General features: G+C 73.4%; 14 protein-coding genes and 1 tRNA gene. 5 read left to right on the top strand and 10 right to left on the bottom strand.

All coding sequences use genetic code 11. The features are described 5' to 3' along the window. Window positions 1–22: 22 nt before the first annotated feature. From ASF47_RS11540 to argS, 8 genes are all read right to left on the bottom strand, one after another. The gene (locus ASF47_RS11540) at window positions 23–1,573 is read right to left on the bottom strand and encodes a sensor histidine kinase (RefSeq protein WP_056864113.1); all 1,551 of its coding nucleotides are present in this window, start codon (window positions 1,571–1,573) and stop codon (window positions 23–25) included. Beyond that, window positions 1,570–1,941 (bottom strand): response regulator transcription factor, encoded by a 372-nt coding sequence (locus tag ASF47_RS11535; RefSeq protein ID WP_082500230.1) that lies wholly within the window; start codon window positions 1,939–1,941, stop codon window positions 1,570–1,572. The genes ASF47_RS11540 and ASF47_RS11535 overlap by 4 nt, the downstream gene beginning before the upstream one ends. Before the next feature lie 155 nt (window positions 1,942–2,096). Further along, window positions 2,097–4,259: a transcription termination factor Rho gene (gene rho, locus ASF47_RS11530; RefSeq protein WP_056864112.1), complete on the bottom strand. Its 2,163-nt coding sequence runs from the start codon at window positions 4,257–4,259 to the stop codon at window positions 2,097–2,099. Window positions 4,260–4,516: 257 nt separating this feature from the next. After that, complete coding sequence (thrB, locus tag ASF47_RS11525) at window positions 4,517–5,425, bottom strand: homoserine kinase (RefSeq protein ID WP_056864111.1); 909 nt, start codon at window positions 5,423–5,425, stop codon at window positions 4,517–4,519. Between the two features lie 7 nt (window positions 5,426–5,432). Beyond that, window positions 5,433–6,527, bottom strand: coding sequence for a threonine synthase (gene thrC, locus ASF47_RS11520; protein ID WP_056864110.1), 1,095 nt, complete (start codon window positions 6,525–6,527; stop codon window positions 5,433–5,435). Continuing rightward, window positions 6,524–7,840: a homoserine dehydrogenase gene (locus ASF47_RS11515; RefSeq protein WP_056864109.1), complete on the bottom strand. Its 1,317-nt coding sequence runs from the start codon at window positions 7,838–7,840 to the stop codon at window positions 6,524–6,526. The genes thrC and ASF47_RS11515 overlap by 4 nt, the downstream gene beginning before the upstream one ends. Continuing rightward, window positions 7,837–9,237 (bottom strand): diaminopimelate decarboxylase, encoded by a 1,401-nt coding sequence (lysA, locus tag ASF47_RS11510; RefSeq protein WP_056864108.1) that lies wholly within the window; start codon window positions 9,235–9,237, stop codon window positions 7,837–7,839. The genes ASF47_RS11515 and lysA overlap by 4 nt, the downstream gene beginning before the upstream one ends. After that, window positions 9,234–10,889 (bottom strand): arginine--tRNA ligase, encoded by a 1,656-nt coding sequence (gene argS, locus ASF47_RS11505; RefSeq protein WP_056864107.1) that lies wholly within the window; start codon window positions 10,887–10,889, stop codon window positions 9,234–9,236. Before argS ends, lysA begins: the two co-directional genes overlap by 4 nt. Window positions 10,890–11,014: 125 nt before the next feature. Between argS and ASF47_RS11500 the strand changes: the two genes are divergently transcribed. The 4 genes from ASF47_RS11500 (at window position 11,015) to ASF47_RS11485 (ending at window position 13,678) form a co-directional block, all read left to right on the top strand. Continuing rightward, window positions 11,015–11,087, top strand: a tRNA-Arg gene (locus ASF47_RS11500). A 211-nt stretch (window positions 11,088–11,298) separates the two neighbouring features. Further along, complete coding sequence (locus tag ASF47_RS11495) at window positions 11,299–12,750, top strand: hypothetical protein (RefSeq protein WP_056864106.1); 1,452 nt, start codon at window positions 11,299–11,301, stop codon at window positions 12,748–12,750. A gap of 177 nt (window positions 12,751–12,927) precedes the next feature. Continuing rightward, window positions 12,928–13,278 (top strand): STAS domain-containing protein, encoded by a 351-nt coding sequence (locus tag ASF47_RS11490; protein WP_056864105.1) that lies wholly within the window; start codon window positions 12,928–12,930, stop codon window positions 13,276–13,278. Window positions 13,279–13,282: 4 nt separating this feature from the next. Continuing rightward, window positions 13,283–13,678, top strand: a complete 396-nt coding sequence (locus ASF47_RS11485) for an ATP-binding protein (protein ID WP_056864104.1) — start codon at window positions 13,283–13,285, stop codon at window positions 13,676–13,678. A gap of 15 nt (window positions 13,679–13,693) precedes the next feature. On the opposite strand, the gene ASF47_RS11480 is transcribed toward ASF47_RS11485, so the two are convergent. Both ASF47_RS11480 and ASF47_RS11475 read right to left on the bottom strand, forming a co-directional pair. Beyond that, a complete protein-coding gene (locus tag ASF47_RS11480) occupies window positions 13,694–14,638 on the bottom strand; it encodes an LCP family protein (RefSeq protein ID WP_082500228.1) in 945 nt (314 codons plus the stop codon). Then, window positions 14,635–15,342: a hypothetical protein gene (locus ASF47_RS11475; protein WP_056864103.1), complete on the bottom strand. Its 708-nt coding sequence runs from the start codon at window positions 15,340–15,342 to the stop codon at window positions 14,635–14,637. The genes ASF47_RS11480 and ASF47_RS11475 overlap by 4 nt, the downstream gene beginning before the upstream one ends. A gap of 192 nt (window positions 15,343–15,534) precedes the next feature. Between ASF47_RS11475 and ASF47_RS11470 the strand changes: the two genes are divergently transcribed. Continuing rightward, on the top strand, window positions 15,535–19,323 hold the full coding sequence (locus ASF47_RS11470; RefSeq protein WP_056864102.1) for a multifunctional oxoglutarate decarboxylase/oxoglutarate dehydrogenase thiamine pyrophosphate-binding subunit/dihydrolipoyllysine-residue succinyltransferase subunit: 3,789 nt from the start codon (window positions 15,535–15,537) through the stop codon (window positions 19,321–19,323).

Here is a 19,323-nt window from a genome sequence, read left to right as displayed (position 1 = left end):
GACGTGAACCGGTGCCAGGTGGTCATTGTGCCAACGTCGGGCCCGGCGTCCCAATTCCCTGTCGCGCCGAGCGCTCGGGCAGGCGCACCACCACCGTGGTGCCGCGCCCCTCCTCCGAGGTGATCCGCACGTCGCCGCCGTGCTTGTCGACGATGGTCTGCACGATGCGCAGCCCGAGGCCGGTGCCGGCGATCTCGTTGTCGACGGCGTTGGAGGCGCGGAAGAAGCGGCCTCCCAGCTGGTCGACCTCGTCGGCGGGGATGCCGATGCCGCTGTCGCTCACCGTCACCCGCACCATGGCCTCGTGCGCGCCGGCCGCCACCGTCACCACCGAGCCCGGCCGGCTGAACTTCACGGCATTGCCGATCACGTTGAGGAAGGCCCGCGCCAGCATCGCGCGGTCCATCAGCACCCACAGCGGGTCCTCGGGCTCCTCGACCTCCACCCTCAGGTCGCGACCGGCCGCCGTGATGGCCACGTCGGTGAGCACGTCGCGCAGCAGCAGGCGCACGTCGCCCTGCTCGAGGCTCGTGCTGCGGGCCTCGGCCCGCGACAGCGTGAGCAGGTCGTCGATCAGCAGCCGCAGGCGGGCGACGTTGCGCGTGGTCGCCTCCAGCATGCGCTGGTGACGGGGGCCCATCGCGTCCTCGAACTCCTCGGCCACCATCTCCAGGTAGCCGCTGATCGTCGTCAGCGGCGTGCGCAGCTCGTGGGAGACGTTGGAGACGAAGTCCTCGCGCGCCGTGTCGAGCTCGCGCAGCTCGTCGTGGATGTGGGCCTCCACGGCCCGCGCCCGGGCCTGGGCGTCGGCGAGCTCGTTGAGCGCCGCCGCGACGGCGCGGACCTCGCGGGTGCCGCCGTCGCCGGCCCGCACCTCGAGGCGACCCGCGGCCATGTCCTGCACGACCGTCTCGAGGTCCTGCAGCGGCCGGGAGAGGTCGCGGCGCAGGTCACGGCGCGCGCGCGTCACCACCAGTCCGGCCAGGGCGGTGAGGAGCAGGGTCGCCGCGATGGTCGCGCCCACCAGCCACCAGGCCCGGGTGCGGGCCTGCGCGGTGAGGTCGTCGAAGGCCCGCGCGGTGACGGCGTGCTCCGCGCGGTAGCGGGAGAAGAGGTCCTGGCCCAGGGCGAAGCGCGCGGGGTCGAAGGTCTCGGGTCCGCCGGGGGCGGCGGCGCGCGGGTCGGCGTACTGGTCCAGCCAGCGCTGCCCGGCCTCGAGCTCCGAGGCCAGGAGCGGCTGGAGGTCGGGCTCGGAGGCCGCGAAGTCGGCGACGTCCCGCTCGTGGCCGGGCAGGCGTGCGGCGGCCTCGCGGTAGTCCTCCAGCGCCGCCGCGTCGCCGCTGCGCGCCCACGCACCGACCGCGGACTCCAGGTCGGTGAGGTCCTGGAGCACCTCCTGGTGGGACTCCGCCGCGGGAGTCACCTCCGAGGTCACGCGCGAGACCGCCTGGGCGGCCAGCAGCATCCCGCCCACCGCGACGACGGCCAGGGCCACCACGACGACCAGCAGCCGGCGCACCACCAGGCCGACGAGGTCCTCGACGCTCGCGGCGTGCGCCCCGCTCCGCCTCATCGGGTGCGGGTGAGCAGGGCCTCCACACGCGACGCCAGCTCGCGCGGGCTGAAGGGCTTGGTGATGTAGTCGTCGGCACCGGAGTCGAAGCCCGACTCGACGTCGGACTCCTGCGCCCGGGCGGTCAGCAGGATGACGGGCAGGTCGGCCAGCGACGGGTCGGCCCGGATGGACTTGATCGCGTCGAGGCCCGAGACCCCCGGCATCATGACGTCGAGCACGGCGAGGTCGGGGCGCGAGGCCTGGCAGGCGGCCACCGCGGCCGCGCCGTCACCGACGGCGGTGATCTCGTGACCGAGCATGCTCAGCTTGAACTCGACGAGCTCTCGGATGTCGACGTCGTCGTCGGCCACCAGGATGCGGGCCACGTGGTCAGCCTTTCGGGAGTTGCACGGCAGGACGGGTCGAGGGGAGCCGCCAGCGTAGCCGTCCCCGGCCCGGCGCGCGCCGGAACGTCCCTCCCCCGGCCACACGGGGCCGCTGGTCCGGACCGGTGACGGCCCGGACCAGCGGCCGCGGGCGCTCAGGCCCGGCCGCGACCGGTGGGAGCCGCAGCGGCGGTGCGCTGGACCTGCATGAGCAGCTCGATGTTGGTCGAGGTGCCCCGCAGCCGCTCCAGCAGCAGCTCCTGGGCGGCCTGCGGCTCGAGGGCGGCCAGCTCGTGACGCAGGGCCCACACGATGTCGACCTCCTCGGCGCCCATGAGCAGCTCCTCGCGCCGCGTGCCCGACCGCGCCGCGTCGACCGCAGGGAGCAGCCGCTTGTCGGCCAGGTCGGTGCGCAGCCGGATCTCGGCGTTGGCCGTGCCGGCCAGCTCCTCGAAGATCAGCTCGTCGATCGGGGAGCCGCTCTCCACGACCGCCGTGGCGAGGATCGTGAGGGAGCCGCCGTCCTCGACGTTGCGGGCGGCGCCGAAGAACCGCGTCGTGGGGTGCAGCGCGGCGGCGTCGACGCCACCGGGCAGCACCCGCCCGCTCGAGGGCAGCGAGAGGTTGTAGGCGCGCCCCAGCCTGGTCAGTCCGTCGAGCAGGACCACGACGTCGTGGCCGAGCTCGACGAGCCGCTTGGCCCGCTCGATCGCGAGCTCGGCGACCATCGTGTGGTCGCTCGGCGGGCGGTCGTAGGTCGAGGCGATGACCTCGCCCTTCACCGACCGCTCGAAGTCGGTGACCTCCTCGGGACGCTCGTCGACGAGCACGACCATCAGGTGGCACTCGGGGTTGTTGGTGCTCACCGAGCGCGCCACCGACTGCAGCACCGTCGTGCGGCCGGCGCGGCCCGGGGCCGCGAGCAGCGCCCGCTGCCCCTTGCCCAGCGGGGCGGTGAGGTCGAGGGCACGGCCCACGACGTCGGCACGGCCGGTCTCGAGCCGGAGCCGCTCCTCGGGGTGCACCGGCGTCAGCGCCGCGAACTCCACGCGGTGGCGGGCCGTGTCGGGCTCGGCGCCGTTGACGGAGTCGATGCGCACCATCGGGTTGAACTTCTCCTTGCGCTCGCCCTCGCGGGGCTGGCGCACCTGCCCGACGAGCGCGTCACCGCGTCGCAGCCCGAACTTGCGGACCATCGACAGCGACACGTAGACGTCGTCGGTGCCCGGCAGGTAACCGCTCGTGCGGACGAAGGCGTAGTTGTCGAGCACGTCGAGGATGCCGGCCGCCGGCACGAGCACGTCGTCGTCGAGCACCTGGGTGTCGGGCTCGTTGCGCCCGCCGCCCGCCGCGCGCGGACCCCGCTCGCGGTCACGTCCCCGGCGGCGGCGGTTGCGCCCGGTGCCGCCCTCGTCGTCCTGCTGCTCGGCGCCCTGGCCGTCGCGGTTCTGGCCGTCGCGGTTCTGGCCGTCGCGGTTCTGGCCGTCGCGGTTCTGGCCGCCCTGGTCCTTGCCGCCCTGGTCCTTGGCGCCCTGGTCGTGGCCGCTCTGGCCGCGCTGCTCCCTGCCTTGCTGGCGGTCCTGCTGGCGGTCCTGCTGGCGGTCCTTGCCGCCCTGGTCGTTGCCGGCCTGGCCCTGCTGGTCCTTGCCCTGCTGGTCCTTGCCGTGCTGGTCCTTGGCTCGCTGGTCCTGCTGACCCTTGCCGGACTGCTTGCCCTGCTGGTCCCTGCTCTGCTGGTCCTGGTCCTGCTGACCGCGGCCCGCCTGCTTGTCCTGACCGCGCTGCTGACGGTCCTGCTGGCGGTCCTCCTGGCGGTCCTGCTCCCGCGCGGCCGGGGCGTCCGGGGCCGGCTGGTCGGCCGCCCCGGTCGCGGCGCGCTCGGCACGCCGCTCGCGCACCCGGGCCGAGCGGCTCTCCTGGCGCACCTGGGTCGTGCCGCCCGGGCCGGCCTCGGCGGCCGCGACCGGCGCCGGGTCGGCGGCCGCGCCGTCGGTCGACCCGCCGGCGGCCGGTGCGCCGTCCGACGGGGCGGCCGTCTCGCCGGCGCCCGCCGTACGCCGCGAGCGCGTGGCGCGCGGCGGGGTCTGGGCGGGAGCGTCCGCCGCCGGGCCGGCCGCACCGGCCGACTGGGCCGACTGGGCCGAGCGGATCGCGTCGACGAGCTGCGCCTTGCGCATCCCGCCCGCGCCGGCGACGCCCATGCCGGCCGCCAGCGCCTTGAGGTCGGCGAGCAGCATGGAGTTGAGCCCACCTCCGCGCTTGCGGGGGGCGTCGCCACCTGCGGGCGCGGGCGAGGTGGGGTCCGGGGTGTCCGTCACGTGAAGGTCCTTGCCACGTATCGATGCGGGGTCCTCGGCCGGGCGCGGAGAGGCCGGCGACCGAGGGTCTGGCTCCCCCGTGGGGCGTCCGACGGCCGGGATCCGGTCGTGCGGACGATCCGCCGGTGAGGACGGGGATCGGGGGAGGTTCCGCGCCCGAGAGGCCGAGCAGGCTGGGGGCGATGCCCCCGGTGCCGGCCGAGAGAGCTGCGGCGTGCGGTCAATGTAGCACCGCGTCGGCCCCGCGGGGCCGGGGATCAGGAGACGCGGACCCCGTCACGGTCCACCGCGACGTAGGACGCCTCCCACCCGCGCGGCGCGCGGTCGAGCACGGCACGCACCGCGGCCGGGCGGCCCGCCTCCGCGAAGGCGAGCACGGTCGGCCCGGCGCCGGAGACCACCGCGGGCACGCCGTCGGCGCGCAGGGCGTCGACGAGCGCCACCGAGTCGGGCATGGCGGGCCGGCGGTAGTCCTGGTGCAGGTAGTCGCGCGTGGCCCGCAGCAGCTGCTCGGGCTGGCTGGCCAGCGCGGCGACCAGGAGCGCCGTGCGCCCTGCGTCGGCGGCGGCGTCGGCGTGGGGCACCTCGGCGGGCAGCAGGCCCCGGGCGACCTCGGTCGACAGCGGGGTCGGCGGCACGAGCACCACCGCGCCGACCCGCGGGTCGACCGGCGAGGTGACGGCGTAGAACCCCTCGTCGTCGTGACCGGAGATCACGAAGCCGCCGTAGAAGGCCGGGGCGACGTTGTCGGGATGGCCCTCGATCTCGGCGGCGAGACGGAAGAGCGCGTCGTCGTCGAGCAGCAGGGAGCCGCCGGCCACCAGCGCGCGGGCCAGGCTGACGCCCGCCACGATGGCGGCCGAGGAGGAGCCGAGACCGCGGGCGTGGGGCACGACGTTGCGGCAGGTCAGGCGCAGCCCCGGCGGCTCGGCGCCCATGAGGCCGAGCGCGGCCCGCATCGAGCGCACCACCAGGTGGGTCTCGTCGCGCGGCACGTCGGCCGCGCCCATGCCCTCGACGACCACCTCCAGACCCGAGGCCACGACCTCGGCGCTGAGCTCGTCGCGCAGGTCGAGCGCGAGGCCGAGGGAGTCGAAGCCGGGGCCGAGGTTGGCCGAGGTGGCCGGCACCGAGACGTGCACGGGCCCGTCGACGAAGCGGGTCACGCCGCCCTCAGGCCAGGCCGGCGGCCTGCGCCGCCGAGGAGACGTCGGCGTCGACCACGGTGTCGACCAGCGGACCCACACCCTCGAGGGCCGTCGCGGTGTCCTTGAGCCCGTGGCCGGTCACGGTGACGACTACCGTCGCACCCGCGTAGGACTCCCCCGCCTCGAGCTCCTGCAGCAGACCGGCCACGCCGGCCGCCGAGGCCGGCTCGACGAAGACGCCGTCGTGGGTGGCCAGCAGCCGCTGGGCGGCCAGGATCTGCTCGTCGCTCACCGCGGCGAAACGACCGCCCGACTCCTCGGCCGCGGCGACCGCGAGGTGCCAGGACGCGGGGTTGCCGATGCGGATCGCGGTCGCCTTCGTCTCGGGGGCCGGGAACGGCGACCCGGTCACCAGGGGGCTCGCGCCCTCGGCCTGGAAGCCGCGCATGACCGGGCGGCGGGTGGCGACGCCCTGCTCGGCGTACTGGCGGTAGCCGAGCCAGTAGGCGGAGATGTTGCCGGCGTTGCCGACCGGCAGCAGGTGGTAGTCGGGGGCGTCGCCGAGGAAGTCGACGATCTCGAAGGCCGCGGTCTTCTGGCCCTCGAGGCGCACCGGGTTGACGGAGTTGACCAGGGCGACGGGGTAGTCCTTCGCCAGCCCCTGGGCGATGGCCAGGCAGTCGTCGAAGTTGCCGCGCACCATGATGACCTGCGCGCCGTGGAGGATGGCCTGGGCCATCTTGCCGGCGGCGATCTTGCCCTCGGGCACGAGCACGAGCGGCTTGAGGCCGGCCTTGGCGGCGTAGGCGGCCATCGAGGCCGAGGTGTTGCCGGTCGAGGCGCAGACCACGGCCTCGGCGCCCTGGTGCTTGGCCACCGAGATCGCGGCGGTCATGCCACGGTCCTTGAAGGACCCCGTGGGGTTGTCGCCCTCGACCTTGAGGTGGACCTCGGCGCCGGTGAGGCCGGAGAGCCAGCCGGAGTGGACCAGGGGCGTGCCGCCCTCGCGCAGGGTCACCGCCGGGGTGCCCTCGGGGAGGTCGAGCAGGTCGCGGTACTCCTCGATCACCCCGCGCCACTGGTGGGTGCGGACCGGGGTCCTGGGGGCCGTGGTCGTCATTCCGCAACTCCTTCGACACGCATGACGGAGGTGACGTCACGCACGATGTCCATGGTCCTCAGGTGCGCCACGGTGGCGCTGAGCTGGGCGTCGGTGGCCTCGTGGGACACCACGACCAGCTGGGCGTCGTCGCCGCGACCCTCCTGGCGCACGGTCTGGATCGACACGTCGTGCTCGGCGAAGGCCAGCGCGACCGTGGCGAGCACGCCGGCGCGGTCGTCGACGTCGATCGCCACGTGGTAGCGGGTGCGGCTCTCGCCCATCGACAGCACGGCGCGCGCGGCGTAGGCCGACTCCCCGGCGCCGCGGGTGCCGGCGAGGCGGTTGCGGGCGACGGTCACGAGGTCGCCGAGCACCGCCGACGCGGTCGGCGACCCGCCGGCGCCAGGGCCGTAGAACATCAGCTGGCCCGCGGCCTCGGACTCCACGAAGACCGCGTTGTAGGCCTCGCGCACCGAGGCCAGCGGGTGGGAGCGCGGGATCATGGCCGGGTGCACGCGCACCGCCACGGCGTCCTCGCCGCCGTCGGCACCCGGGCGCAGCTCGCAGATCGCCAGCAGCTTGACCACGCTGTCCATGTCGCGCGCCGAGGCGACGTCGGCCGCGGTCACCTCGGAGATGCCCTCGCGGTGCACGTCGGAGGCGGTGACACGGGAGTGGAAGGCCAGGGAGGCCAGGATCGCGGCCTTGGCCGCGGCGTCGAAGCCCTCGACGTCGGCGGTGGGGTCGGCCTCGGCGTAGCCGAGGTCCTGGGCCTCCTGGAGGGCGTCGCCGAAGCCGGCGCCCGAGGTGTCCATCTTGTCGAGGATGAAGTTGGTCGTGCCGTTGACGATGCCGAGCACCCGGGTGACCGTGTCACCGGCCAGCGACTCCCGCAGCGGGCGCAGGATCGGGATCGCCCCGGCCACCGCGGCCTCGTAGTAGATGTCGCGGCCGGCCTTCTCGGCGGCCTCGAAGAGGGTCGGTCCGTCCTCGGCCAGCAGGGCCTTGTTGGCGGTGACCACGCTCGCGCCGTGCTCCAGGGCGCTGAGGATCAGGCCCCGGGCCGGCTCGATGCCGCCGATGACCTCGACCACGAGGTCGACGTCGTCACGGGCCACCAGCGCCGCGGCGTCGGTGGTCAGGAGCCCCTCGGGCACCTCGACCTCGCGCGCCGCGTCGAGGCGCCGTACGGCGACCCCCACCAGCTCCACCGGGGCGCCCACGCGCGCCGCGAGGTCGCCCGCCTGCTCCTGGAGCAGCCGCACCACCTGCGACCCGACCGAGCCGCAGCCCAGCACCGCCACACCGAGCGACTTGTCGCTCTCCTTCACTCGAGACCACCCACGTCGGTTGCCAACAGATCGTCCTCAGTCTCGCGTCGTACGACGACGCGCGCGACCCCGTCCCGCACCGCGATCACGGGCGGGCGGAGCGCGTGGTTGTAGTTGGAGGCCATCGACCGGCAGTAGGCGCCGGTGCCGGGCACGGCCAGCAGGTCGCCGGGGGCGACGTCGCCGGGCAGGAACTCGTCCTTGACCACGATGTCGCCGGCCTCGCAGTGCTTGCCGACGACACGGGCGAGCACGGGCGGGGCGTCGGAGACGCGCGAGGCGAGCGTGCAGGAGTAGTCGGCGTCGTAGAGCGCCGTGCGGATGTTGTCGCTCATGCCGCCGTCGACCGAGACGTAGGTGCGCACCGCTCCCCCGTCGAGCCGCACCGCCTTGACCGTGCCGACCTCGTAGACGGTGCACATCGCGGGGCCCGCGATGGCCCGGCCGGGCTCGATCGACAGGTGGGGCTCGGCGATCCCCAGCGCGCGGCACTCGTGGGCCACGATCGCCGACATCTCCGCGGCCAGGCGTGCGGGCTCGGCCGGGTCGTCCTGCGTCGTGTAGGCGATGCCGAAGCCCCCGCCGAGGTCCATCTGCGGCATCGTCGCGCCGAGCTCGGTCGCGACCCGGGCGTGCAGGGCCAGCACCCGCTTGGCCGCGACCTCGAAGCCGGCGGAGTCGAAGATCTGCGAGCCGATGTGGGAGTGCAGGCCGAGGACCTCGAGCCCGGGGGCGTCGAGCACGCGGCGCACCGCCTCCAGCGCGTCACCGGAGGTGATGGAGAAGCCGAACTTCTGGTCCTCGTGGGCCGTGGCGATGTACTCGTGGGTGTGGGCCTCCACGCCCGCCGTCACCCGGACCATCACGCGCGCCGGCCGTCCCTCGCGGGCCACGACCGCCGCCAGCCGCTCGATCTCGTCGAAGGAGTCCACGACGACCCGGCCCACGCCCAGGCGCACGGCGCGCTCCAGCTCGCCGACGGTCTTGTTGTTGCCGTGCAGCTCGACACGCGCCATCGGGAAGCCGGCGCGCTCGGCGACGCTCAGCTCGCCGCCCGAGCAGACGTCGAGGCCGAGGCCCTCCTCGGCGATCCAGCGCGCGGCGGCGATGCTGAGGAAGGCCTTGCCGGCGTAGAAGACGTCGTAGTCGGCGAAGGCGTCGCGGAATGCCCGGGCCCGGCCACGGAAGTCGGCCTCGTCCAGCACGTACGCCGGGGACCCGTGCTCGGCCACGAGGTCGCTCATCGCGACGCCACCGACCTCCAGCACGCCGTCGCTCTTGCGCGCGGTGGTCGACCAGAGGTGGGTGACCAGGTCGTTGGGGTCGCTGGGCTCGCGCAGCCACGAGGGACCGCGGGGCCCCTCGGCGTGGGCCCAGCCGGCCTCGTGCGCCCTCACATCCGCTCCGGGGCGCTCACGCCGAGCAGGCCGAGGCCGTTGGCGAAGACCACCCGGGTGGCCGCCACCAGGGCCAGCCGGGCGCGGTGCAGGTCGTTGGGCTCCTCGTCGCCGAGCGGCAGCACCCGGCAGCTGTCGTAGAAGCGGTGGTAGACCCCCGCCGTGTCCTCCAGGTAGCGCGCGACCCGGTGGGGCTCGCGCAGCTCGGCCGCGCTGGCCACCACGCGCGGGAGCTCGGCGAGGGCGCGCAGCAGCTCGCCCTCCCGCTCGTGGGTGAGCAGGTGCATCGCGTCGCCGGGCTCGAGGCCGAGGGCCGCGGCGTTCCGCAGGATCCCCGAGACGCGCGCGTGGACGTACTGCACGTAGTAGACCGGGTTGTCGTTGCCCGACTTGGCCCACAGGTCGAGGTCGAGGTCGATGTTGGAGTCGGAGCTGTAGCGGGCCAGGGCGTAGCGCGCGGCGTCCTTGCCGATGGCGCCGACCAGGTCCTCCAGCGTGATGACCGTGCCGGCCCGCTTCGACATGCGCACGGGCTCGCCCTCCTTGAGGAGGTTGACCATCTGGCCGATGAGGATCTCCAGGTTCTCCCCCGGCCGGTCGCCGAAGGCGGCGCACATCGCCATCATCCGACCGACGTAGCCGTGGTGGTCGGCGCCCAGCATGATCAGGCAGCGGTCGAAGCCGCGCTCCCGCTTGTCGAGGTAGTAGGCGAGGTCACCGGAGATGTAGGCGCCCTGACCGTCGGACTTGATGATCACCCGGTCCTTGTCGTCGCCGAACTGCTCGGTGCGCAGCCAGACGGCGCCGTCGGCCTCGTAGGTGTTGCCCATCTCGGTGAGCCGCGCGATGGCCCGCTCCACGGCCCCGCTGCGGTGCAGGTCGTCCTCGTGGAAGTAGACGTCGAAGTCGACGCCGAAGTCGTGGAGGCTGGCCTTGATCTCGGCGAACATCATGTCGACACCGACGGCGCGGAACACCTCCTGCGCCTTCTCGTCGTCGAGGTCGCGCACCTCGGGCCGCTGCTCCGCCACGGCCGCCGCGATGTCGTGGATGTACTGGCCGCCGTAGCCGTCCTCGGGCGCGGGCCGTCCCTGCGCGCTCGCCAGCAACGAGCGGCTGAACCGGTCGATCTGCGCTCCGTGGTCGTTGAAGTAGTACTCCCGGGTGACCTCGGCACCGGTCATCGTGAAGATCCGACCCAGGGCGTCACCGACAGCAGCCCAGCGCACCCCGCCGATGTGGATGGGGCCGGTGGGGTTCGCGGAGACGAACTCGAGGTTGATCCTCTCGCCGGCGAAGGCCTGGCTCGCGCCGTAGCGGTCGCCGGCCGCGAGCACGTCGAGGGCGACACGGCCCTGAGCACCGGCCTCCACGGTGATGTTGAGGAAGCCCGGCCCGGCGATCTCGACCTCGCCGACGCCGTCGACCGCACCGAGGCGCGCGGCGACCAGCTCGGCCAGGGCCCGCGGGTTGGTGCCGGCCCTCTTGGCCAGCTGGAGCGCGACGTTGGTGGCGTAGTCACCGTGCCCCTTCTGCCGGGGTCGCTCCACCGTGACGCTGGTCGGGACGCCCTCGGGGAGGGTCAGCGAGCCCTCGTCGACGAGGGCCGACAGGACGTCGACGATGGTGGCGGAGAGCTGCTCGGGAGTCACCGGTCAAGGGTAACGAGGTCGGGCGGTCGACCCGACCACGGTCTCGCGGGCCCGTGGCGGCCCGGCTTCGACGCCGGGCCGGCCTGGTTGTAGGGTTCGGAACCGCGCCGCTGGTCGGCGTGAGCGCCTCCGTAGCTCAGGGGATAGAGCACTGGTTTCCGGTACCAGGTGCCGCAGGTTCGAATCCTGCCGGGGGCACACCTTCTCTTCTTTCGTCTCGTCCGGTTCTCCCCGGGCGCGGCACCGTCGTGGTCTGGACCGCCGGACGTGTGACCTAACTTCCACGTCAGCCCGGCGTTCACTCAGCAACGAGGGGTCTCGGGGTCCCTCGGCCCGGGAGGCGCACGCGGCCGCACGGCCTCACGCGCCCCTCCCGGCCGGCCCCCACTCGCTGACGAAAGCAGGAACAGTGAAGACGACCCTTCGACGGGCGGTCGCGGTCTCCGCGGTCTGCGCCGCCGGCCTCGCCGGCACCCTGACCACCCCCACGACGGCCACGGCCGAGGACGCCCCCTCCGCCCGGGCCGAGCGCCGGCTGACCGACTTCGGCATGAAGGCCAACGTCTACGGCACCAAGGTGCTGCTGGGCGGCGTGGAGCTGAAGAGCCTCAAGGACGCGCGCGCCAACCAGCCCTGCACCCGCACCGCCGGTCTCTCCGACGTCGTGGGCTCGCTGCTCAGCACCGACACGCTCCCCGTCCCCGACGACCTGGTCCACCTCTCCCCCAGCACCAGCAGTTACGAGACCTACGAGACCGCGGGTCGCACGGGAGTGCGCGGCATCAACACCATCGCCGACATCGCCATCGGCGGCGAGGTCGTCGACGACCTCGCCATCCCGACCCTCAGGATCGAGGGGCTGCGCTCGGTCGCCGACTCCTTCTACGACCCCTCCGCCGTCGACGCCCGCGGCGCCCGCGGCGCCTACGGCACCGACCACTCCTTCGGCTTCGAGGGCATCTCGTTGGACTACGACGACACGGTGGTCGAGGGCACCCCGCTCGCCGACCTGCTCGACATCGTCAACGACGCCACGGCCCCCGTCTCCCAGGTCGTCGACCAGCTCGTCGAGCTGCTGTCGTCGGTCGCGGGCAACACCGTCGAGATCCCCGGCCTCGGCTCGATCGGGCTCGGTCGCTCCGGCGGCACGGTCGGGAAGACCTTCGCCACCTCGGAGACCTACGCGCTGAAGATCGACGTCGACCCCAGCGACGCGGCCAACGACTCGGTGACGACGCTCCAGCTGGGCCGCGCCAAGACCCGCATCTCCAGCCCCGTGCGCTCGGGCGTCTTCCGCTCCACCGTCATGGGCCTGGACCTCTTCGCGGGCAACGACCTGCTGCACATGGGGGGCATCGGCACCCAGACCATCCCCTGCGAGGGCACCGGCGGCGACGTCCGCACCAAGACCGTCGAGCAGGCCCAGGTGCTGCTCGGGGGCCTGGTCACCCTGACCGGGCTCGAGTACAAGTACTCCGGCGAGCAGCTGCCCCGCGGACGCGCGCGCTCCATGGTGGCCAGCAACCTCGGCCGGCTCGAGATCCCCTCGGCCGGCCTGGTCATCACCGGCATCGGCTCGCGCATCGACCTGCTGGGCAAGGGCGCCGGCACGAAGGTCGCCCGCACGGTCGAGGTCAAGGTCGCCGACATCCTGCTCGACGGCGAGTCGATCAAGCCCGACGACCTCTCCCTCGGCGACCAGGTGCTCTTCGGCGACAACGGCGTCATCACCTTCGGCCGCATCCCCGCCGGCGGCAGCAACTTCTACGGCACCGAGGTCAGCGCCATCTCCGTGCGGATCCCCGGCGTCATCGACCTGATCGACGTCGGCTGGGCCGGGTCACGCATCTACCCGCGCTGACCCTGCCCCGCCTCCCGACAGCACACCGGCAGCACACCGGCATCACACCGGCAGCACCCCAACAGCACCCCGACGCCGGGGCGGCACCGCCGCCCCGGCGTCGCTGTGTCCGGCACCGTCCCCGCACACCCGCCCGGGGGAGCCCCGCGCCGGCTCCGGTGCGGGTATCGTTCGACCATGCAGGAGCGCCCCTTCACCAGCACCCTCGACTCCGGTGTCCTCACCGTGAGCGGGAGCATCGACGAGTACGCCGTCATGACGCTGCGCAACCAGATCGCCGCACACTCCGCCGACTACACCGGCCGGGTCGTGATCGAGCTCAGCGACGTCGACTACCTCCCCAGCGTCGCGATCGGCGTGCTGGCCAAGGCCATGTCGCAGGCCCGACGCGCCGGCGGGTCCGTCGAGCTGGTCGCCCGGCGCGACACCCTGGCCCAGAGGATGCTCACCGTCGTCGCCCTCCCCTACCGGGAGTCGCCCGACGACGAGGAGCCCGACCCGTCAGGCGCCCCGGGTGCCGTCGCCTGAGCCAGTGCGGCCACCGGTCAGGGCGCAGCTCGCCCTGCCCTTCACCGTCGACTCCGTCACCGAGGCCCGGCACCGGCTCGGTGACCAGCTCGAGGCCGCCGGGGTCAACCGTGTGACCGTGCAGACCGCGTGCGTCATCGTGAGCGAGCTGGTCGCCAACGGCGTCCGGCACGGACGCGGCGGGGCCAGGCCGGCCCTCGAGGTCGCGTGGGAGACCCGCGGCGAGGACCTCGTCATCTCGGTGGCCGACGGCGGGGGTGCCTCACTGCCCGTCGTGCGACCGCCCGACCTCGACTCCGACTCCGGGCGCGGGCTGATGATGGTCGCCGGTCTGAGCCGACGGTGGTCCTACGACACCTCGCGCGGCACCACGGTGCGCGCCGAGATCGAGCTGGGCTGAGCGCGGCCCACCGGCTCAGCAGCCGCGGGGCAGGGTCGCGTCCTGACGGGCGGCGTCACCGAGCCGGCGGGCGACCGGCACGGAGGGCAGCACGACGCTGGCCGCTCCGACCTGACCCAGGGCGCCCGGCACGACGCACGTCGTGATCCTGCTCCGGTCGACCTGCGCCACCGCCTGCGCCAGGCGGAACAGCTCGACCGGAGAGGCGTCGGTGGCGGTGTGACGGAGCACCGTCGCGACACCGCGCTCGAGGAAGCCCGGCCGGTCGGCGCGCTCCGCGATCGCGGCGTGGATGCCGCGGAGCACCCGCTGCTGGTTGGCGGAGCGGTCGAAGTCGCCGCCCGCGAGACCCTTGCGGATCCGGGCGAAGGCCATCGCGCCGTAGCCGTCGAGGCGGATGCGGCCCGCCTCGAAGCCGAGGGGCTTGAGGTCGGGGTCGGAGAAGGCGCGCGGGTTGCCCACCTCGATACCGCCGATGTCGTCGACCATGTCCTCGAAGAAGGGGAAGCGGGTGACCATCACGTAGTCGGGCTCGATCCCGACGAGGTCGCCCACCGTGCGGGCGAGCAGCTGCGGGCCGCCGTAGGTCAGCGCGGCGTTGACCCGGTCGGAGCCGAAGCCGGGGATCGGCACGTAGGAGTCGCGCGGCACGCCGATCGACGCGGCGGCGCCGGTGCGGGTGTCGAGACCCACGAGCTGGAGGGCGTCGCCGCGCACCCGGGTCATGTCCTCACCGGGCCGCGCGTCGGAGCCCACGGCGAGGATCCACACGACATCGGGGGTGAGGTCGACCGCCTGGGCGCGCCGCACCTCCACGAGCACCGCCTGCGGGCTGCTCACCGCCGAGCCGGGCACCGTGAGTGCGGCCAGCACCAGCACCGCGGCCAGCACCACCCGGCGCCAGCCGCGTCGCGCGGCCCCGCCGGCCGACCTCCCGACCTGCTCCTGCGAGCCCGTCATCGCACACCCTTCCCCTCACGCGCCGGCTCGCGCGCCGGCTCACGTGCCAGGCGCCCCTGGGTCAGGTCGTAGGCGAAGACCCGCCAGGCGTCACCGTCCCAGGTCAGGGAGAGCCGCCCCTGCACGCGACGCGCGACCTGCTCGTCGGCGCCGCTCAGCGGCACGTAGTCGAGCAGGACCCGTGCGGTCGCGCCGCGCACACGTCCGCCGTGGGCCAGCAGGTCCACCACGACCCGCTGCCGCGCGGCACGGACCGCGTCGACCCCCTCGCCCAGCGAGGCGGCACTGGTGCGGGCCCGCTCCGCCCGCGCGGCCTCGCGCGCCCCCGCGGTGAAGCCGGGGAAGGCGTCACGGACGTCGGAGCGGGGCCAGGGACCGTCGAGGAAGGCCGCGGCGTACCAGTCGGCCACGACCTGGCCGACCCGCTGCACGACACCCTCGCGGCGGGCCGCCGGCAGTCGTCCGACGACCTCCCCGGCCCGCACGACCACGGGCGCCGACGCGGGGCCGGTGGCTCCCGGGGCCGACGACGCACCGGCGGCGGGCGGGTCACCGCCGTCGGGGGCCTCGTCGGTGCAGGCCCCCGTCGTCAGCAGCAGGGCGAGGGCGAGCGCCCCGGCGGCCCGACGTGCGGACCGCGCTCGGCGCGCGCGCCCGGGCGGCCTCGGCGACACGCCGGGGGCCGTGGGCGGGAGGGGCATCATCGGGTCGTCGTCCTCTCGTGGGCGCCGTGGTGGCGGGGCGCGCGTCGTCCAGTGACCCCGGGCCGGGTGTGGTGCGGCTAACACCCTGCCCGAAAGGTGACCTCAACCTCGGCATTTGCCGGGTCGGGGGACTAGCCTGGACCACGGAAAACCCACCCACCCCGCGCGCTCCCGGAAGAGGCGAAGCAAGTCGTGCCGCAGTCCCCTGGCAACAAGTCTCCACACCCCACCACCACCACGGAGCCGCCTGCGGACTTCGGCGCCAACGAGTGGCTGGTCGAGGAGATGTACGACCAGTACCAGGCCGACCCGTCGAGCGTCGACGCGACGTGGGTGACGTTCTTCAAGAACGGCGGCGCCGAGGCCGTGCTCGGCAACGGCAACGGCTCGAGCAACGGCGCAGCAGCCGCGAAGGCGCCCGCCGAGAAGCCCGCCGAGAAGGCTCCCGAGAAGGCCGCCGCGCCCGCCCCGGCGAAGGCCCCGGCCGCCGCGCCGGCCCAGCCCGCCGCGAAGGGCTCCGACTCCCCCGCCCCGGTCGCCAAGCCGCGGCCGGCCGGCAAGGCCGCCGAGCCCGCGAAGGGCACCAGCAGCCCGGTGCCGAAGGAGTCGCGCCCGGCGGAGCCGTCGCCGGCCAAGGACGAGCCCACCTACACCGTCCTGCGCGGCGCCCCCGCGCGCACGGCGCAGAACATGGACGTGTCGCTGACCGTCCCCACCGCCACCTCCGTGCGCTCCGTGCCGGTCAAGCTGCTGTGGGACAACCGCACCGTCATCAACAACCACCTCGCCCGCGCCCGCGGCGGCAAGGTGTCGTTCACCCACCTGATCGGCTACGCCCTGGTGCAGGCGGTGAAGTCGATGCCGGAGATGAACGTCGGCTTCGACACCGTCGACGGCAAGCCCAACCTGATCACCCCCGCCCACATCAACCTGGGCCTGGCCATCGACGTGCCCAAGCCCGACGGCAGCCGTCAGCTGCTCGTGCCGGCCATCAAGGCCGCCGAGACCATGGACTTCGCCGGCTTCTGGACCGCCTACGAGGACATCGTCGCCAAGGCGCGCGACGCCAAGCTCACCGTCGCCGACTTCCAGGGCACGTCCATCTCGCTGACCAACCCCGGCGGCATCGGCACCAGCCACTCCGTGCCGCGCCTGATGAAGGGCCAGGGCGCCATCATCGGCGTCGGGGCCATGGAGCTCCCCCCGGAGTGGCAGGGCGCCTCCGACGAGGCCATCAGCCGCAACGGGATCAGCAAGGTCATGACGCTGACCTCGACCTACGACCACCGCGTCATCCAGGGCGCACAGTCGGGCGAGTTCCTCAAGCGCGTGCACGCCCTCCTGCTGGGCGGCAACGACTTCTACGACGAGATCTTCCGGTCGCTGCGCATCCCCTACGAGCCGATCCGCTGGAGCAAGGACATCTCCACGTCGCACGACGACGAGATCTCCAAGCAGGCGCGCATCCTCGAGCTGATCCACGCCTACCGGGTGCGCGGCCACATGATGGCCGACACCGACCCGCTGGAGTACCGCCAGCGCAGCCACCCCGACCTCGAGGTCGAGTCGCACGGGCTGACCCTGTGGGACCTCGACCGCGAGTTCGCGACCGGCTCCTTCGGTGGCTCGGGCCGTCGCTTCATGAAGCTGCGCCAGATCCTGGGGATCCTGCGTGACTCCTACTGCCGCACCACCGGCATCGAGTACATGCACATCATGGACCCCGAGCAGCGCCGCTGGATCCAGGAGCGCGTCGAGGTGCCCCACACCAAGCCGCCGCGCGAGGAGCAGCTGCGCATCCTGCTCAAGCTCAACCAGGCCGAGGCCTTCGAGACGTTCCTGCAGACCAAGTTCGTCGGGCAGAAGCGCTTCAGCCTCGAGGGCGGCGAGACCACGGTGCCCGTGCTCGACGAGATCTGCGAGGCCGCGGCCGAGTCGGGCCTCGACGAGGTCGCCATCGGCATGGCCCACCGCGGCCGGCTCAACGTGCTGGCCAACATCGTGGGCAAGAACTACTCCCAGATCTTCCGCGAGTTCGAGGGCAACATCGACCCGCGCACGGTCCAGGGCTCCGGCGACGTGAAGTACCACCTCGGCGCCGAGGGCGAGTTCGAGTCCGGCACCGGGGAGAAGATCAAGGTCTCCGTCGCCGCCAACCCCTCCCACCTCGAGGCGGTCGACCCGGTGCTCGAGGGCATCGCGCGCGCCAAGCAGGACGTGCTCGACCAGGGCGCGGCCTACCCCGTGCTGCCCCTGCTGGTGCACGGCGACGCGGCGTTCGCGGGTCAGGGCGTGGTGGCGGAGACGCTCAACCTGTCCCAGCTGCGCGGCTACCGCACCGGCGGCACGATCCACCTGGTCGTCAACAACCAGGTCGGCTTCACCACCTCGCCGGGCTCCTCGCGCTCCTCGCTCTACTGCACCGACGTGGCCCGGATGGTCCAGGCGCCGATCTTCCACGTCAACGGCGACGACCCCGAGGCGTGCATCCGCGTCGCCCGACTGGCCTTCGAGTACCGCCAGGCCTTCAACAAGGACGTCGTCATCGACCTGGTGTGCTACCGCCGCCGCGGCCACAACGAGGGCGACGACCCGTCCTACACCCAGCCGCTGATGTACGACCTGATCGAGCAGAAGCGCTCGGTGCGCAAGCTCTACACCGAGTCGCTCATCGGTCGTGGCGACATCACGATCGAGGAGGCCGAGCAGGTCCTGCGCGACTACCAGCAGCAGCTGGAGCGCGTGTTCACCGAGGTGCGCGAGGCCACCGGCCAGCCCTCGGAGTGGACCACCGTGCCGGACTACCCGGACAAGCCCGCCGGCGAGACCCAGACCGCGGTCACCCTCGAGGTGCTCAAGCGGATCTCCGACGCCTACGTCACCCCGCCCGACGGCTTCACGGTCCACCCGAAGGTCATGCCCCAGCTCCAGCGCCGGGCCAAGGCCATCACCGAGGGCCCCATCGACTGGGGCACCGGCGAGATCCTCGCCTTCGGGTCGCTGCTCATGGAGGGCCGTCCGGTCCGCCTGGCCGGCCAGGACTCGCGCCGCGGCACGTTCGTGTCGCGCTTCGGCACGATCATCGACCGGGTCAACGCCAACGAGTGGACGCCCCTGGCCAACCTCACCGAGGACCAGGCCCGCTTCTACCTCTACGACTCGCTGCTCAGCGAGTACGCCGCGCTCGGCTTCGAGTACGGCTACTCCGTGGCCCGCCCCGAGGCGCTCGTGCTGTGGGAGGCGCAGTTCGGCGACTTCGTCAACGGCGCGCAGACCGTCATCGACGAGTTCATCAGCTCGGGCAAGACCAAGTGGCGCCAGGAGTCCGGCGTCGTGCTCCTGCTCCCCCACGGCTACGAGGGACAGGGACCCGACCACTCCTCGGCGCGCATCGAGCGCTTCCTCACCATGGCCGCCGACGAGGCCTTCGTCGTCGCCCAGCCCTCGACGCCCGCGTCGTACTTCCACCTGCTGCGGCAGCACTCGCTGGGCTCGACCCACCGCCCGCTCATCGTCTTCACGCCGAAGTCGATGCTCAAGCGCAAGGAGGCCGCCTCGCGGCCCGAGGAGTTCACCGAGGGGTCCTTCCGGCCCTTCATCCCCGACGCCGAGGCCGACCCCGAGAAGGTCGACACGCTGCTGCTGTGCTCGGGCCGTGTCACGTGGGACCTCATGGTCGACCGGGCCAAGCGCGAGGGCGCCGAGCGCTTCGCGATCGCCCGCGTGGAGCAGCTCTACCCGCGCCCCGAGGAGGAGATCCGGGCCGAGATCGCCCGGTTCCCCCGCCTCAAGCAGGTCCGGTGGGTGCAGGACGAGCCGCTCAACAACGGCCCGTGGCCCCACTACGCCCTCAACGTGTGGCCGGGCGTCGACGCCCAGGTGGAGGCCGTCACGCGGGCCGAGTCGTCCTCGCCGTCGGTCGGCACCGTCAAGCGCCACATGGCCGAGCAGAAGGACCTGCTCGACCGCGCGTTCGCCTGA

Source organism: Nocardioides sp. Leaf285 (assembly GCF_001422955.1).
Taxonomy (GTDB): domain Bacteria; phylum Actinomycetota; class Actinomycetes; order Propionibacteriales; family Nocardioidaceae; genus Nocardioides; species Nocardioides kribbensis.
This window is presented reverse-complemented; position numbering and strand designations above follow the sequence as displayed.

Excerpts from the sequence above, each read along its gene's own strand:
- ASF47_RS11475 (WP_056864103.1), bottom strand. The coding sequence starts at position 15,342 with ATGATGCCCCTCCCGCCCACGGCCCCCGGCGTGTCGCCGAGGCCGCCC.
- ASF47_RS11540 (WP_056864113.1), bottom strand. The coding sequence starts at position 1,573 with ATGAGGCGGAGCGGGGCGCACGCCGCGAGCGTCGAGGACCTCGTCGGC.
- ASF47_RS11480 (WP_082500228.1), bottom strand. The coding sequence starts at position 14,638 with ATGACGGGCTCGCAGGAGCAGGTCGGGAGGTCGGCCGGCGGGGCCGCG.
- thrC (WP_056864110.1), bottom strand. The coding sequence starts at position 6,527 with ATGACGACCACGGCCCCCAGGACCCCGGTCCGCACCCACCAGTGGCGC.
- ASF47_RS11490 (WP_056864105.1), top strand. The coding sequence starts at position 12,928 with ATGCAGGAGCGCCCCTTCACCAGCACCCTCGACTCCGGTGTCCTCACC.